Origin of the sequence: Dactylosporangium sp. NPDC051541, assembly GCF_044454505.1 — a bacterium.
In the GTDB taxonomy this organism is placed as follows: Bacteria; Actinomycetota; Actinomycetes; order Mycobacteriales; family Micromonosporaceae; genus Dactylosporangium.
In genome coordinates this window covers 1-15,707 of record NZ_JBITDU010000025.1, presented here as the reverse complement: position 1 = coordinate 15,707, position 15,707 = coordinate 1, and the positions used below count along the sequence as shown (strand labels likewise).

Annotated in this window: 16 protein-coding genes; 8 read left to right on the top strand and 8 right to left on the bottom strand. The window is 66.8% G+C overall.

What is annotated here, in order from left to right; translation table 11 throughout:
* The first annotated feature begins 34 nt into the window (after positions 1-34).
* Positions 35-1,009 (top strand): CPBP family intramembrane glutamic endopeptidase, encoded by a 975-nt coding sequence (locus ACIA8L_RS52065; RefSeq protein WP_395917087.1) that lies wholly within the window; start codon positions 35-37, stop codon positions 1,007-1,009.
* Here the strand turns inward: ACIA8L_RS52065 and ACIA8L_RS52060 are convergent.
* Positions 951-1,934 (bottom strand): sigma-70 family RNA polymerase sigma factor, encoded by a 984-nt coding sequence (locus ACIA8L_RS52060; protein WP_395917085.1) that lies wholly within the window; start codon positions 1,932-1,934, stop codon positions 951-953. The two genes, ACIA8L_RS52065 and ACIA8L_RS52060, sit on opposite strands and share 59 nt — an antisense overlap.
* Positions 1,935-1,990: 56 nt before the next feature.
* Between ACIA8L_RS52060 and ACIA8L_RS52055 the strand changes: the two genes are divergently transcribed.
* From ACIA8L_RS52055 to ACIA8L_RS52045, 3 genes are read left to right on the top strand one after another with little or no spacing between them, the layout of a single operon-like run.
* Positions 1,991-2,785 (top strand): alpha/beta fold hydrolase, encoded by a 795-nt coding sequence (locus tag ACIA8L_RS52055; RefSeq protein ID WP_395917083.1) that lies wholly within the window; start codon positions 1,991-1,993, stop codon positions 2,783-2,785.
* Between the two features lie 34 nt (positions 2,786-2,819).
* Positions 2,820-3,803 (top strand): aldo/keto reductase, encoded by a 984-nt coding sequence (locus ACIA8L_RS52050; protein WP_395917082.1) that lies wholly within the window; start codon positions 2,820-2,822, stop codon positions 3,801-3,803.
* 52 nt (positions 3,804-3,855) lie between these two features.
* Positions 3,856-4,875 (top strand): NPCBM/NEW2 domain-containing protein, encoded by a 1,020-nt coding sequence (locus ACIA8L_RS52045; RefSeq protein WP_395917080.1) that lies wholly within the window; start codon positions 3,856-3,858, stop codon positions 4,873-4,875.
* On the opposite strand, the gene ACIA8L_RS52040 is transcribed toward ACIA8L_RS52045, so the two are convergent.
* The 3 genes from ACIA8L_RS52040 to ACIA8L_RS52030 form a co-directional block, all read right to left on the bottom strand.
* Positions 4,872-5,381 (bottom strand): hypothetical protein, encoded by a 510-nt coding sequence (locus ACIA8L_RS52040; RefSeq protein ID WP_395917078.1) that lies wholly within the window; start codon positions 5,379-5,381, stop codon positions 4,872-4,874. The two genes, ACIA8L_RS52045 and ACIA8L_RS52040, sit on opposite strands and share 4 nt — an antisense overlap.
* A gap of 87 nt (positions 5,382-5,468) precedes the next feature.
* Complete coding sequence (locus tag ACIA8L_RS52035; protein ID WP_395917076.1) at positions 5,469-6,434, bottom strand: DUF5937 family protein; 966 nt, start codon at positions 6,432-6,434, stop codon at positions 5,469-5,471.
* 78 nt (positions 6,435-6,512) lie between these two features.
* Positions 6,513-7,889 (bottom strand): stress response protein, encoded by a 1,377-nt coding sequence (locus ACIA8L_RS52030; protein ID WP_395917075.1) that lies wholly within the window; start codon positions 7,887-7,889, stop codon positions 6,513-6,515.
* Between the two features lie 477 nt (positions 7,890-8,366).
* Here ACIA8L_RS52030 and ACIA8L_RS52025 point away from each other — a divergent pair, with 477 nt between their 5' ends.
* Positions 8,367-8,627, top strand: coding sequence for a type II toxin-antitoxin system Phd/YefM family antitoxin (locus ACIA8L_RS52025; protein WP_395917073.1), 261 nt, complete (start codon positions 8,367-8,369; stop codon positions 8,625-8,627).
* Positions 8,624-8,995 (top strand): type II toxin-antitoxin system VapC family toxin, encoded by a 372-nt coding sequence (locus ACIA8L_RS52020; protein ID WP_395917071.1) that lies wholly within the window; start codon positions 8,624-8,626, stop codon positions 8,993-8,995. The genes ACIA8L_RS52025 and ACIA8L_RS52020 overlap by 4 nt, the downstream gene beginning before the upstream one ends.
* A 501-nt stretch (positions 8,996-9,496) precedes the next feature.
* Here ACIA8L_RS52020 and ACIA8L_RS52015 read toward each other — a convergent pair.
* On the bottom strand, positions 9,497-9,895 hold the full coding sequence (locus ACIA8L_RS52015; RefSeq protein ID WP_395917069.1) for a DUF5615 family PIN-like protein: 399 nt from the start codon (positions 9,893-9,895) through the stop codon (positions 9,497-9,499).
* Positions 9,853-10,302: a hypothetical protein gene (locus ACIA8L_RS52010; RefSeq protein ID WP_395917068.1), complete on the bottom strand. Its 450-nt coding sequence runs from the start codon at positions 10,300-10,302 to the stop codon at positions 9,853-9,855. The genes ACIA8L_RS52015 and ACIA8L_RS52010 overlap by 43 nt, the downstream gene beginning before the upstream one ends.
* 105 nt (positions 10,303-10,407) lie before the next feature.
* Between ACIA8L_RS52010 and ACIA8L_RS52005 the strand changes: the two genes are divergently transcribed.
* Positions 10,408-10,809 carry a hypothetical protein gene (locus ACIA8L_RS52005; protein ID WP_395917066.1) on the top strand — a complete coding sequence of 134 codons (402 nt, stop codon included), beginning with the start codon at positions 10,408-10,410 and terminating at the stop codon, positions 10,807-10,809.
* A gap of 457 nt (positions 10,810-11,266) precedes the next feature.
* Here ACIA8L_RS52005 and ACIA8L_RS52000 read toward each other — a convergent pair whose 3' ends face one another.
* On the bottom strand, positions 11,267-12,613 hold the full coding sequence (locus ACIA8L_RS52000) for a hypothetical protein (RefSeq protein WP_395917064.1): 1,347 nt from the start codon (positions 12,611-12,613) through the stop codon (positions 11,267-11,269).
* A gap of 736 nt (positions 12,614-13,349) precedes the next feature.
* On the opposite strand from ACIA8L_RS52000, the gene ACIA8L_RS51995 reads away from it, so the two are divergent.
* Entirely contained in the window at positions 13,350-14,309 is a 960-nt protein-coding gene (locus ACIA8L_RS51995; RefSeq protein WP_395917062.1) for a hypothetical protein, read from the top strand.
* Positions 14,310-14,732: 423 nt separating this feature from the next.
* Here ACIA8L_RS51995 and ACIA8L_RS51990 read toward each other — a convergent pair whose 3' ends face one another.
* Positions 14,733-15,539 carry a hypothetical protein gene (locus tag ACIA8L_RS51990; RefSeq protein ID WP_395917061.1) on the bottom strand — a complete coding sequence of 269 codons (807 nt, stop codon included), beginning with the start codon at positions 15,537-15,539 and terminating at the stop codon, positions 14,733-14,735.
* Between the last annotated feature and the right edge of the window lie 168 nt (positions 15,540-15,707).

Below are 15,707 nucleotides of genomic sequence, written 5' to 3'. Positions count from 1 at the left end.
GCGAACCGCGGCCGGCCTGTTTGGCTCCCGCCTCATGATTGCTCGCCGACCACTGCTGTCCTACTTCGTGCTGTCCTACTCGCTCACCTGGCTCGCGTGGCTGCCGTACATCCTCTCGGAGAACGGTCTCGGCCTGCTCCCGATCCGCATCCCGGCGATCCTCGGCAGCTCCCAGACGCTGGGCGTGCTGCCGGGCGGCTATCTGGGCCCGATCACGTCGGCCCTCATCGTGACCGCGATCGCCGAGGGCCGCCCGGGCCTGCGCCGCTGGGCCGCCCGGCTGGTCCGCTGGCGCGTGAACTGGCGGTGGTACCTGGGGATTCTCGTGCTGGTGCCGGCGATCGGCGTGCTGGCCACGCTGCCCATTCCCGGTGCGCTGGACGATATGCGCAGCCCCGGCCGGGCCGTCCTGCTGGCCTATCTGCCGCTCCTGGTCCTGCAGTTCCTGACCACCGGCGTCGCCGAAGAACCGGGCTGGCGCGACTTCGCTCAGCCGCGGCTGCAGTCCCGCTTCGGCTCGTTGCCGGGTTCGCTGATCCTGGGACCGCTGTGGGGCGCCTGGCACCTGCCGCTGTTCCTGACCGAGTGGGCCGGCTGGCCGGATGTCGACTGGTGGCTCGCCGCGGAGTTCATCGTCGCGGCGGTTCCGTTGAGCATTGTCATGACGTGGGTCTTCAACCGCACCGGTGAGAGCCTGCCGTTGGTCATGCTCTTCCACGCCAACGTGAACACGTTGTTCTCATTGGCCTGGACGGCGATCTTCCCCGCGCTGGACGCGTTCAGCGATTCGCTGCACGCCTTGCTCATCGGCGCTACGGCCGCGGCCGTCGTGCTGCTGCTCGCCACTCGCGGTCGGCTGGGGGCCCAGGGGGCGGAGCCCCCGGCCCGGGGCGGGAGCGAAGCGGCCCCGGAATCCAAACCGCCTTTCAATGCTTTTCGCAGTTGCGTTTTTATAATCTCACCGGCAGACCGAATCGGGCGAACAGGGCCGGGTCGAGAAAGGACGTGATTTCGGCGATCTGGTCGTTGCGGAGCGTCAGGACGTTCAGCGACCACGCCTCGTGCGGGCCGTCCGGGCCGGGGCGGCGATAGGACGCGATCGCCGGTTGTGCATTGGCGAACGTCGTCAGATGGCGCCAGCTGCCGCACGTCGACAGCGGCAGGCGGATCGCGAAGTCGGTGACCGCCGGCAGTCCGTGATACCAGCTCGGCAGCGGCGGCATCGACCACGTGACGTCCTCGGTGAGCAGCGCGACCAGCGCCGGCGCGTCCCCGTGCTCCAGCGCCGTGGCGTAGGCGGCGACGATCCCGCGGATGCGCTCGTCGCCGATGCGGCGCAAGGTCGGCTGCTGCGCGGCCGGCGGGACCTTCTCCGCGAGCGTGCGGCGGGCCCGGGCCAGGGCCGAGTTGACCGAGCCGACGGTCGTCGCCATGATCTCGGCGATCTCGGCCGCGCTGAAGCCGAGGACCTCGAACAGGAGCAGGGCGGCACGCTGGTTGCCGGGCAGGTGCTGCAGCGCGGCGACAAAGGCGAGCTCGACCGTCTCGCGCTGCTCGCAGACGACGTCGGGGTATGGCTCCAGCCAGGCGACATCGGTGCGGGGCCGTTCGTCGACGGCGGCGGAGTCGGCGGCCGGGCTCAGGTCGATCGGCAGGGCCCGGCGGCCCCGGGCGGCGACGAGGTCGAGGCACGTCCGCGTCGCGACGGTGAAGAGCCAGGCCCGCAGCGAGCCCCGCCCCTGGTATCCCGGCAGCCCCAACCAGGCCCGGACCAGGGCGTCCTGCAGTGCGTCGTCGGCGTCGTGGACCGAGCCGAGCATCCGATAGCAGTGCGCGTGCAGCTGGCCCCGCAGCGGTGCGACCAGGCGGGCGAACGCGTCGTCGTCACCCTTCCGGGCGCGCGCGAGGTCGTCGGCGAAGTCGGGCTCGAGCAAGCGACGAGTTTGCGGCATCGGACCGGTCTCCTTTCTTGAGAGAAGGAGGTCCCCACATGCAGTACGACACCCTGCGCGTTTCGGATGCCGCGATCTACTACGAGCTTCGCGGTCACGGACCGCTCCTGGTGCTGGTCGGCGCCCCGATGGGCACGCGCTTCTTCGCACCGGTCGCCGACCTGCTCGCCGCCGACCATACCGTGCTGACCACCGATCCGCGGGGCATCGGCGCGAGCGTGCTCGATATCCCGGAATCGGACTCGACGGCCGCGGCCCGGGCCGGCGATCTGGCCCGGCTCATCGCCCACGTCGACGCCGGCCCGGCCGCGGTCTTCGGCTCCAGCGGGGGCGCGGTCACCGCCCTCGCCCTGGCCCAGCACCACCCCGGCGTCGCACACACCGTGATCGCCCACGAGCCGCCCGTCAACGCGGTGCTGCCGGACCGGGCGGAGCGCGACGCGGCCATCGAGGACATCATCGCCACCTACGAGGCCGGCGACCCGGCCGGCGCCTGGAAGAAGTTCATGATCAACGCGAACATCCACGAGGGTCCGCCGCCCGGCCCCGAGCCGGACGCGCAGCAGCTCGCCGACGAGGCCTTCTGGTTCCGCCACGAGATGCGCGGCACCACCTATTTCGAGCCCGACATTCCGGTACTGCGCGACGGCCCGACCAAGGTGCGCGTCGCACTCGGCACCGACTCGGCCGGGCAGCTCCTGGACCGCACCTCCCACGCCCTCGCCGAGCGGCTCGGCCAAGCGGTGCTCCCGTTCCCGGGCGGCCACATCGCCTTCGTGATGGACCCGCCCGGATTCGCCCAGCGGCTGCGGGAGGTACTCGCGGCGGCTTGACCTGGAGCGCGCTCCAGGTGGAATCGTGAGGCTCATGGATACACGTTCCTTGGGCCGCAGTGGTATCGAGGTCAGCGCACTCGGGATGGGCTGCTGGGCGATCGGCGGCCCGTTCTGGGCCGGTGCGCAGCCCCTCGGCTGGGGCGAGGTGGACGACGAGGAGTCGATCCGGGCCGTCCGCCGCGCCCTCGAACTGGGCGTCACGTTCTTCGACACCGCCAACGTCTACGGCGCGGGCCATAGCGAGCAGGTGCTGGCCCGCGCCCTGGCCGGGCGCCGCGACGAGGTCGTGATCGCCACGAAGTTCGGCGCCACCTTCGACGAGGAGACCCGCCAGACCGGCCCCGACGACGGCACACCGGCCAACGTCCAGCGCTCCGTCCGCGAGTCCCTGCGCCGCCTCGACACCGACCGCATCGACCTGTATCAGCTGCACATCAACAGCCTGCCGATCCCGCAGGCCCTCGACCTCATCCCGACGCTGGAGTCGCTGGTCGACGAGGGGCTGATCCGCGCCTACGGCTGGAGCACCGACTTCCCGGAGCGCGCCGACGCCTTCGCCGCCGCCGGCCCGCGCTGCGCCACGATCCAGGCCGACCTGTCGGTGCTCCGCGGCTCGTTCGAGGTCCTGCCGGTCGCCGCGAAGCACGACCTCGGCGTCATCATCCGCGGCCCGCTCGCGATGGGCCTGCTGGGCGGCCGTTACACCGCGGGGTCCGAACTCCCCCGCGATGACGTCCGGGGCCTGAGCCCCGAATGGATGACGTACTTCACCGACGGCCGCCCAACACCAGCGTTCCTTACCCGCATCGCGGCGATCCGCGACATTCTCACCGCGGACGGCCGGACGCTGGCTCAGGGCGCTCTGGCCTGGCTGTGGGCGTACGACGCCCGCACTGTTCCTATTCCCGGCGGCCGCACCGTCGCTCAGGTCGAAGAGAATGCCGGCGCACTGGCCCACGGCCCGTTGACACCGGCGGAACTGGCCGACGTGGAGCGGCTGCTGGGGCGCGCCTGACTTTCGTGTGGACGCCCGGCTCTGCGATGATCGCGGTCTCGCCCGCGAATCGATGGAGGACGACATCCACGCGAACTGGGTCCTGGTGTCCGGCGTCGTATTGTTCGTGGCGGGAGTGGTCGGCTGGTTCGTCGGCCGCTCCATGCAGGGCCGGAGTCCGCAGCGCACGCCGCGGTATCCGCAGCCGGGCGAGGTCTGGTGGGCGGCGGTGCCGTTCCGGGAGACCGCGGGCGAGAAGGTCCGACCCTGCCTGGTGCTGCGCGGCGACGGGCAGACCTTCGAGGTCCTGAAGATCACCAGCCAGGACAAGAGCCAGCGCCACGATCACGTGCCGATCCCGACGCAGTCGTGGGACCGGCGCGCGACGTCGCCCAGCTACCTCGACCTGTCGGCACCGTTCCGGTTGAGCCGTGGCGACTTCCACAACTACGCCGGCCCCGTCGACCCGGGCACCTGGCACCGCGTCGTGCAGGTACACCCGGTGGGTATGGCACCGATGACGACCACCCCGCCCGGCGCGACCGCGCGGCTGGCCGGCCGGGCCCTGACCGTCCTGAGCAGCCTCGCCGCCGTCGCCGGACTGGTCATGGTCTGCGCCGGCGCCACCATCGTCCCCTGGCTCGGCCGCAGCGGGTCGGACAGCGAGGCGGCCACGGGCGACGACCGGCCGCTGTCCCGCATCCCGATCGCCGCCAGCGACGTCGGCTCCTCCGGCCAGCAGCTCGACAGCACCCTCAACGGCCGGCACTTCCCGGTGTCGACCGGCTTCTGGGTCGGCTGCGACGGCAAGGCGGCCAGCGCCACCTACCAGCTCGACGGCAAGTGGCACCGCCTCACCGCGACGGCCGGCCTGGACGTCACCGCCCCGGCCGACGTCCAGGCCAAGCTCATCATCGAGCTCGACGGCAAGGCGGCCCTGACCGACACCGTGAGCCGCAGCCGCTCCGTCGCCGTCGACCTGGACCTGACCTCGGTCCGCATGCTCACCGTGTCGGCCGAGCGCACGAAGGGCTCGTGCGGCACCGCGACCCGCCCCTACGGAGCCCTCGGCGACGCGGTCGTCCACCATTAGCCGAGGGTCTTACACAGGTTCTCCATCGTGCCGAGCTGGACCGGCACCTCCCGGCTGTGATCGGGGTGGTCGATCACTACGAAGTCGCCGTGGGTGATGTAGTCGCCGCCGGGGAAGCCGGTGTTGGTCGCCTTGACCGGCAGGGCGTTGTTGCCCTTCAACTGCTGGATCTTGGTACCGTCCGGCAGGTAATAGACCCGGATGGAGCCGGTCGCGTCCCGCACGACGGTCTTGTGGTTGCTCGTGTTCGTGTAGCGGATCACCAGCACACCCTCGAAGTCCTGCACCTTCGGCGACCCGTCGGCATACGTGGCCGGCGTCCGCATCCGCTCGCGGTCCCGGACGATGTCACCTTTGACCTCGAACGAACACACCGCCCCGGCCGGGATGACGAACGGCGGCGTGCTCGTCGGCTCCCACCCCCCGTTCCCGGGCGAAGCCGCCGCCGGCGCCGCGCCGACTCCCACGAGGACCGCCGCCAGCCCCAGAACCTTCACCACACGCATATTCGAGCCTCCTCAGGTCTGTGTTCGACCCGGACCATGCTCGACGCCGCCGCGCGGCCGCTCCACGATTCGCCTGTCCCCGAATGGTCAACCGCTCTGCCCGAGAAGATCAGTGCCAAGAGCGGTTCGCTGGTACAGCACCTGCCGCCCCGACCGCCGCGACGCGACCAGCCCCGACCGTCGCAGCACCGTCAGATGCTCACTCACCGAGGCCGCACTCAACCCCAGCTCCCGAGCCACCTGGGTGGTCGACAGCGGAAGATCGAGCCAGGCCAGCAACTTCGCCCGCCGCCGCCCGAGCAGCTCGTCGACGGGCTTGTCCGCGGTCCGCCGGGTTTCGCCCCAGACGTTGCCGACACCACGGGGGCTGTAGACGAGGGCCGGCGCTTGCGGCCCGGTGTCGACCAGCAGCGATGGCCAGGCGAACACGCACGGAACCAGGAGCATCCCGCCCCCGTCGAGCTTGTTCCGCGACTGCCAGGTGGGCCAGAGAATCCGCAGCGCATCTTCGGCATACTCGACTTCGGGGTGCAGGTTCCCCAGCACCCGAACAACACCACCGGACGTGAGCTGATCGGCCCGATACCCGATCTCGGCGTTGAGCACCCCGACGACTCGAGCCCAAACCGGCGCGAGGGCCACCTCCCAGTAGGCGTGCAACTCCCCCGCCAACCGCCCGAGCTCCCGCTCCGGGTCGTCGTACAACGCGAGCAGCGCTTCGTCGTCGCTTTTGCGCATCAGGTCGAGCTGTGCCCGTACCGCCACCGCGGGAGTGCCGCGGACCCGGTCCACTTCCTCGGCGAACGTCATGCTCGCGTGATCCGGCGGAGGCGTCAGAAAGTCCGGCACATAACGAGGGTCCTTCACCAACGCCGGCAACAACTCGAGCCCGAGCCCCCCAACCGCCCCCCGAACAGCCTCCACCCAAACCCGATGCATCCGCACCCGATCCGCCCGCCCGAAGATCCGCAAACTGCTGACAAGCTCCTGCACGGGCGACCGCGCAAACCGAATCCGAGCCAGATCACCAGCCTCGAACAACAGCTCGATCACGAGCCCACGATACTGAGCAACCCATCGAAGCAACCCACTTCAGTCCGGAACTGTCCTCCCCCCGCCGCCGCCCCTTTCTCAGCTGCGCAGCAGACCCTCCTGGCCGGCCTCCATCGGCTCGGGCCCGTCCTGCGAAGAAATCGCGGTGGAGCTCAACGAAGGCGCGACGGGCTCGACCGGGATCGTCTCCTCAGCCAAGCGCAGCTTCGGCGGCGCCGGCATCCATGGCTTCAGGTTCTGAATCACGTCCTCGTAGAAGGCGTCGATCGCCTCGAGGACCGAGTCGATGAACGCGCCCCGCCCCGTACCCCGCTTGGAGCCCGCGACCGAGTTCTGGGCGACGCGAAAGGCGCGCAGATCCTTCGGCGGGTCCCCGATCAGCGCGGCCGGGTTCTCCCGGACCGTGCGCAGCAGCTCCGCGTTGCCGGGCCCGCGCGCGTGCAGCGCGTACGACTCGATCCGCAGGGTCTCGGGAGCGTTGCGCAACTGCCGCGTCAGCCAGTTCACCTTCGTCGTGATCCGTCCATCGCGCGGCGCTTCCAGGTCGACGTGGCACACGATCTTGCCGGCCCGCAGGTCGGCGGTGACGTAAAGGTGGCCGACGGCGCCGGGGATGCGCAGCCCGCCGGTCATCGAACCGGTCGTCGAGAGCTGGGCGATCAGCGCCTGCATGCGCAGCGACGGATCCGCGGCCTCGCGCCGGGCCAGGGCGGGTACGACCTCGATGCCCAACTGCCGGCCGAGCCGCAGCCCGGCGTAACGCACCAGCGCGTCGAAGCGTCCGGCGACCTGGGAAACCGTGGCGTCGGTCGGCCGGAGGGTGCCCGCACTGACCGACTCGCGTACCGACACCCACGCGGGGCCCATGTCGCTGAACTCCATGGCACCGGACTTCGGGTGCTCCAGATAGCGGATCAACTCGCCGAGAATCCACGCCTGATCCGGGTCGGCGACACCGCGGTACTCCTTCTGCATGACCGCCGTCGTGAGGATCTCGGACCACGGAATGTGGAACAGCGCGACCTTCTTCAGCTTCCGCCGATCCACGGCTGTCGGGTGCTGACCCGGCACCGGCGGAATCTCGTTCGAGATCGTGACGACCGCGTCGAACCCCTGATCACGCGCGATGTCGAGATAGTTCTCCAGCTGTTGCGCTTCGAGCTCGTTGGCGCCGGTCTTCACCTCGACAAGCGCTGTCCACCGGCGCCCGCCCCGCGTCACCCGGATCAGCCCGTCGGGGAAGAGCTGACGGTCGCCAAGCTTGAAAGGCACCTCGATGTATGTCTCCACGGCGCCGGCCGGAGCTCCGAGCGGCTGCGTCAGCGCCCGGCCGAATTCCCGGACCGCACTGACAACGGCCAGCAGCGCCGACGTCGCCCGCCGCTCCTGCTCGGCGGCGCCATTGATACCAGACGTCGGAATGAGCCGAGCGGCAAGCCACGTTTCCTGAGACACGGAGACTCCTCGCGATCGGGGTTAACGCAACGTACACCCCTGTTCACAAGTCGATCCGGCAGAACAAACCGTCAAGGGAACATCAACTTCCACCCATCCGGCCACGCCCCCGAAGAGATCTCCCGACCCGTTCCGGCTACGCATTCCAGCCACGGCGAAGATTCGCGAAATGCCGTCCGAGCTCCTCTCAATCAACACCCCGGGACGTGACCACGCAAAGCCCCACGCACGCCACAACGGCCCAGCGAACAACGGCCGCCACCCAAAGCTGGCGGCAGCGAGCTAGGTGATGCGAACGTCGCCAGTCCGAGCACGCCGCACGGCCCACCTAGCGGGGGCGTGGGTCGTGCGAAGCGCCCCCGCGCTGAGCAAGGGCGCCAGCGGTGGATGGCCTACTTGAACCCGGCGGAGTCGGCCTGACGCACGCCATAGCCGTACCCAGAAGGCCGGACTAAGCTCTTAGCTAAGGGGGTTGCCATGTCGAGCGATGCGATCGTTCCACAGTTCAACATCCACGATGCGAAGACCAACCTGTCCCGGATCATCGACCGCGTGGAGCACGGTGAGGAAATCATCATCAGCCGCGCCGGCACACCGGTCGCCAAGGTGATCCCGCTGCACCCGCGTGTCAAACGCACGGGCCGCGGATCGCTGGCCGGGCAGCTCGTCGCCGCCGACGACTGGGACTCCGCCGAGGTCAACGACAGCATCGCCGACGACTTCGGGCTGACGCCGTGAGCTTGCTGCTCGACACACACGTCGTGCTGTGGTGGCTGACCGAGGACGACACTCTGGCCGCCGACATCAAAGACCGCCTCGACCAAGACCTCAACGTCTACATCAGCGCCGCGACAATCTGGGAAATTGCCATCAAGCAATCCATCGGGAAACTTGGGCCGGCCGACCTCCCAGAACGCATCCGCGACAGCGGCTTCCGCGAACTGCACATCAGTTCCTCCCACGCCATCGCGGCCGGACGCCTGCCACCGATCCACCGCGACCCGTTCGACCGGATGCTCATCGCCCAGGCCCAGCTCGAAGGGCTCACCCTGGTCACCCGAGACGCCCACATCCAGAAGTACGACGTAGCCCTGCTCCTAGCGTGAATCCCGCCGCGCCGGCGCCATCGCTCGCCACGAGCCGGCAGCAGGGCGGCAGAGCGCGCCGAGCTCGGTACGGAAGCGATGAGATCGAGGCCGGGCTCAGCGCCGCCTCCTCCCCACTCCGCGCCGCGGCGCCCACAGAATCCGCGCCAAGCGCCTGGTGCGCCGCTGACTCCGAAGCACCCATTGCAGCACCCCAAGCCGAGCGAGTGACACGAGCTCAGCCATGACCGACGCGGCCAGAGCGCGTGCTCCAAGAACCATGGTGTCCATGCTCCCGGCCCACTATGAGCTGCGGAATACCGACTTAGTGTCCGACTTACAGTACCGACTTGATGTCCGACCGGGGCCTGAGCAGGTCATTTTCGAACGACGCGATTGCGCGCGACTTCGGCGTCGAACAGCGGTGCGACCAGACCTGACGGTGGTTCCTGTATGGCGACCGCAGCAAGGCGAACGCCGAGAATCGGGTTACCGCGCCCGTACGCCTCAGAGTAGTCGCCGTCACTGGTCAGAGCCGAGCCAAGTGACGCCATCCTTGCCAGGGAGTTGCTTCGACGCAAGCAGCACGTCGAGGGCATCGCCGAGGCGGACGAGTCCGCTCCTTGTCCGCGGATACCGCCGCGCCGGCACAAAAATAAGCCCGCAGTGAGCAGCTCCTTGTGACGCCAGGCGCGCGAAGTCACTCACGTTTTCCGTGACCACACATCGGTAGTTCCGCGCAGCCCAAGCCAAGACATCCTCATCGGACCTGGATGCCAGGCCCACCTCAATATCCAGCACAGCCACGACATCATGGCCACTGTCACGGAGCCGTTTTGCCAGCGTTGGCGGATACATTTCGTCAAGTAGGAGATTCGTTAGGCTTTCGGTCGCCGCAGAAGATTCTGCTGGGCCGTCCACAACTGTTCCTCCCGCTCCGCAACGTCCTTGTTGCCGGCTATACGCTCGTCGATCTCGTCCGGATAGGCGACGTAATACCTAAGCGCGACCGCCACGGCCGAGGCACTGAGACCTGTGACCGTGGCCAGTTCCTCCGTCAGCCGGTCCCCATCCAAGCCGGGATCGTCATCGCGAATCGCGTTCAGCGCCGCGATGACCTCCCAGATGTCCGGACCTCCAGACAGTGCGGCTCGGCGCCCGGTCGGACCAGGTCGGAACAAGATGCCTGGATGCTCATACGCCCGAAGGGACTCGTCGATAAACATGTTCGCGACCGACGATGACGACGAGCCTGGATGTTCCTTGACATATCGGTCAAGGCGGGAGAGCACCCCCTCCTCGAACCGGACCGATCGGGGAGTCGTCATGACTACATCGTAGCCATACGTAGTTGACGTAAGCACCATACTGGAGCAGCAAAGAGTTGTCAACTTCTCTTCGGAACTCTCTGACTTTAGATGTACACTCCTCCAGTGGAGAAGATTGAGGTCGACGACGCCACGTTTCGCGACTTGACGCTCATTGCCCGGACGGGCGGGCTGACGCACGGGCAAGCTGTCGCTTTTCTCGTCGAGCAGTTCCACCAGTGGTCTGGACCTGCGGGCCCTGACCGGATAGCACCAGATGGTGTGGCGGTCTATGCGACATACCAAGGTCAACGTGTCGAGGGAGTGTTCGACACCACGACTAGCGGCCTGACCGTGACGTCAACGCCACTGCCTGGCGCCTGGTTTCGCTCGCCCAGCGGCGCAGCAAAAGCGGTCGTCGCCGCGCTCAAGCCCGGCGTGACCCCGAATCGGAGCGGCTACGACTTCTGGTTCGTCGCCAGCACCGGCAAGACCCTTGCCTCTATCCGTACGCCAGCCCGCCGGTAATCCCCAATCGACCGCTCGACGCTAAAGACAGCCAGTCCGTGGACGCCAACCGCCTTGATTGCTACGCCGCGACCGCCCTGACGCAAGCGGCGCACGCTCCGAAGCCCTCCCTCGATCGGGATCGTCTGCTCAGGAAGCCGCGGCTTCGGCGGCACCGGCATCCACGGCTTCAAATTCTGGATCACGTCCTCGTAGAAGGCGTCGATCGCCCTCCAGCACCGAATCGATGAAGAAATTACTGGCGGAACGTCGACTTCCACCTATCCGACCACGCCCCAGACGAGATCGTCCGACCCGTTCCAGCTGCATTCCAGGCGCGGCCCAGTTCGGAGAAGACCGCCCGGGCCACCTCAAGCACATCCCACGTGGCCGCTCAATCCCGACTTACGCGGGCACGAAGTTCGCCGTTGCGCGATCGATGCCGACCCGTGCGCCCCGGGGATGACAACCTAAGGTTTCAGCAGCTCTCCCACAAACCGGTGGCCGAACTCAAGATTCCGCTGCTGGGCGGCGGTGTTTTCGAAGAACACAGCCTGAGTTCCGCGGGTCCCCTGCCACCAATTCGGGCCGCCACTTCGATCCGAGTTATCTGGGGCGCGGTTGGCAGTAATGATGCTGCGATGAATTCCGATTGAATTCCTGACGCCTGTCCGGCTGGTCCGACGTCCCGCTTGAGTATCATCCTACTGGGAAGCTCTAACGCAAGTTCGGTAACCGCCTGCGGGTCCAGAACGGTCGTAGGGTCGAAATTGAGCCGAAGAGCGGGAAGTTGACCAGAGCGCATGTCGACTTCGCCGCGCAGTTCCACAAGCGGCCCGGAATGCGGCGATCCGGGCGCATTATGGGCCTCATTCGCCGCTTCCCCAGCGGCGCCGGACACGCTACCGGAGAACGTAAATCCTTCCGGGTCGCGTCTCTGCAGAAGAGCCGTCGGCGACATTCGGTAGGAATCATGCCCGGACAGCCACGGACTCCAATGGGCAACGCTCAGAATCAAGGAAATTCCGGTCACGGTTTCGGCACCGTTCGACGGATTGTCGAAGACGACGCTCAACCGAAGAAATCCGTCCGACTCCGACGGCACCGCCTGCACGATTCGGATTGCATTAGCGCCTGTAATTCTGTCCGGTACGGTCGGCCCGCCGCGATTTGCGAGCCAGCCCACGATGGCGGCTATAGCGGCTACCGCGACAACCGCCAAGGCGGCCACCGAAGTACGCATCGTCCGTCGAACCGGCCTCGCCACGGGTCGCTTCGCACCGGGGCAATACCGAAGAGAAGCCTCCACACCGAAGAACTCCTCAACAATCCCAGGAAGTGTCCGAAGCCTGCGCGACAGAGCCTCTCCGTCCCAGATTTCGAAGCGAACCCCGGAACTTTCCAGGCTGTCTCGCGCCGCTTCGACGGCCTCGAGCAATAATGTGTTGCGAATCCCCTGCCGAGTTGCCAGGACGAAGAGTTCCGACTTTTTCACCCATCTTCCGGACCGGAACTTCCGAACCAAGGCGGCTATGTCGGCCGGACCCATCGCGGCCGTATTACGGCACTGGACTGTCACATATCGCCGGTCGGCCTGGCCGGCCGAGCGCAGCGGCGCATACAGATCGATTCCGCCCTGAGACTGCCCGCCGTTGCCCCACTGCCGACAATATTCGACTTCCGGCATTAACTCGACGAGCGAGAGCACCAGTTTTTCAAAACGTTGCGGCGTCAACTGATGAAAGGGAAGCACTTCAGGCGCCGTGACGATCAACAAAGGTCGACCGAGATCTTCTGCATCGTCGCCGGAGGCGTCGGAAGGCATGCGCGCAGGTTATTGTAGATCCGCCAGCCCGAGCAAACTGGGTAGTTTGGCCAACCGCGGCACACAACAATCCGACCAGTTCCGGTCCCGTCAGCCAGCCGATCCCCTCAGACGCCGAGACTCCGAGCACGCCGCCGCATATACACGGGCCGAACCTCAACCGCTGCGCGGCAACATCCGTTGGCCCTGCTAGATGACCAACCGTCGAGGCGCTCCAGGCACGACTCCTCCGACGCGCCTGGAGGCTCGCGGACGGCGGCCTCTGACATGCGTTTCCGCAGAACCGCTTCGGCGGCCCCATCCGGTCTGGATGGTGCCGCCGAGTTGATCTTCAGTGGAGCTGCCGCTTGCCTACTTGAACCATGAAGGACGAGCCGGGGACCGCCGTCGCCGGGCGCTGCGATCTCCACGAACACCTGACCGCTAATCATGATTATCGGGGCAACCTCCATCAAGTCGTCAGGACCGGCTCGATCCCGGTCGATACGGCCTGGACTCGGCCCACCACTGTCGCCTGGATGGTTGAGATCGTCTCCAAACGGCTCCGAGCACAGGGACCGCAGGCTGGAGCTCGTCGAATACACCGAAGCCTGGCGTCCGAGTCGATGCCGTTCCGACTCGACGGCAGTCACTACGTGGAATGCGGCTCAAAGTTCAGCTCGATGATCTCCCGGCGAGCGACGATCCCAACCCGAGCTGGCCTCGCTCCGTTTGCCAGGTTCAGTACTGTGACGACATGGACGATCAGCCTCACGAGGAGATCGCACAGGCTCATGCGGACTCGACGACTGCGGGTAACGACACGGACCTCGATGGCACAGCCGGCAAGACCGGCCGAAAGCCCGAACGGGTCCGGGAACGCTTATGGATCTTGATTGGGCGCGTTGATGCATTACTTGGCATCAGTCTGGGTTCAGTGAGTATTTTTAACGGTCTGCCTGAATGGCTACGCATCGTTTTCCGAGTCCTGTCGATTATCTTACTTCTGGCCGCCCTGGTGCCGATCACCCGCTGGCTGCACAAAACTATCGCGAGGAGGCTCTTGCGTTTTTCGGCCATGGCCGTCGCGATCCTGATCGTCTTGTCCGCGGTGGGGTACCTGGCATTCGTTCCCGCCAAGACGGGCGGCAGCAGAGCATTCGTCACCGCCAAGACGGGCGGCAGCAAATGCTCAAGCTCTTCGATGAAGCGCCTTACTGACTTGTCGCCCAACTTCACCGTGAAGTCTTCATGGCAGCCCGAGGAGTGGCCGTACGGACCCCCGACCACTGACGAAGCCGGCCGGGGATACGTTATGGACGGCGCCGGCGAGAAACTGGAGAAAGGCAATGCCAGCAGCGATGCAATGAAGTTCTCCACTCCGGCGAACAGCAAAGGCGGAGGTTACGTACGCCTCAATGTCCACCTGCCGGGGAATCCTTCGATAACGTGCTTCGCAGCCGATGTCGCACTGGGTATCGCCGACGCCTCCAATAAGCTGGGCTATACCGTTGGATGTTCGAGAATTGGCCAGGCGCTCGATTCCAAGCGAACGCCCTATCAGCAGTTCGGCCTGTCGGCGGTCCTACATCTGGTGATTCCATTGAGTTGCGCCGATCTTCAGCAGCTGACTGTTGAGGTTTCCCACGCCGCCGGAGACGGGTCGGCTCGTGCATACTTCAGCAATATCCAAGTTGGCGTGCCTGCCGCCGCCTGAGCCACCGCGGGCTGCCAAGGCCAACCCGCTGCTTAAAGGGGCCGGCCGCAGCGGCAAGCCGGCCCGGGCCTACCGGATGGCCCTCGGGTCGACGGTGATCGGCTAGCCAGTCCACGCGGGCCGCCCGTCGTCGAGCAGCCAGTGGCCACGTCGAATGCGTGCTGGCGCAACGGGAAGACGACGTACCGCAGACCGGCCAGGCTGCGGCATGCGCGGGCCACACCTGCCAGCACCCCCGACCGGCCGCGCTGACCTAGACCGGCGGCCATGTCGCCGGTGACGACGCAGGTGCGGCCATCTCGGCCATGTGACATCCGTGAACGAACTTCGGCGGCCCTCCCATCGGGAACGGCCGCCGAAGTTGATCTCCAGTGGACGTGACTATGGCTTACTTGAACCACCGCTCTTGCGTCTGATGGTGCGCTACGACCAGGGTGGCGGGTCAGTGCCGAACGCGCCGGCTGGCAGCGTCTGTGGCAGCCAGAAGAGCCAGCGCGGCGGTGCGGCCGGCCACGAAGGATCCGGACGCCAGCCAGAAGAGGGTGTCCATCCCAGCGGTGCCGGCGGCCAACCAGGGGGCGGATTGAACCGCCAAGTCCCCGGCTCCTCAATCGCCTCGAGCGTCAAGGCATTGCTCCCGTTGGCGGCAGCGGCCAGCTCGGGCACCCTCCGGGCGGAGCGCATATTATCGTCGGCTGGCGCCGAAGGCTGGGTCGCTATCTTGTCGAGCCACTCACCTGACAGCTGATTCGCGCGAGCAGCGTGCAGGACGATATCGGCCTTGATCCGATTGCCCTTGAGAATGGCGCGGGCCGCTGCGACGGTTCCCTGCTCGGCCAGCATCCGTATCACCGGTAGATACTCGCCACTCATCTTCGGAGTGAGCGTTCCGCCGACGCTGCCGTTTACTCTAACTTCGACAACAGCCCGCACCGACCGAGTCGTCTGCTCCAGCACCTCGTGCAGCGTGACGTAGATCCACCCCTCGCCTTCCGACCGTAGCCAAGGCGTCAGCGTCTCCAGATGCGCTTCCTCGCCAGTGACCTGGAGTGCGTTGCCATACGGCAGAAGGACGTACGGATCCTCTGGCGGTGTATTGGCTGGCACGATGAGATGCGGTTCGGCGAGGTCCAGCCGGACCGAACCAAGGAAGTCGGGTCGATCCGCAGAGCGGCCGTCGTCGTCATACTCGTAATCAGACCGATATCCACACCAGATTCGGGCCGTCACCTGCGGCCGCCAACCCTGCGCGACAAGCGCTGCGAGAATTGGAAAGTATGACCGAGCCTCCTCCCGAGGCAGGGGCCGCGTCCGCTGGCGTGGTGTAGGAACGGCCAGCGTAGATCCAGTTGGTTGGATGTTAGGCCGCTGCCAGTTCGGCGGCGACGGGTTCGGTGT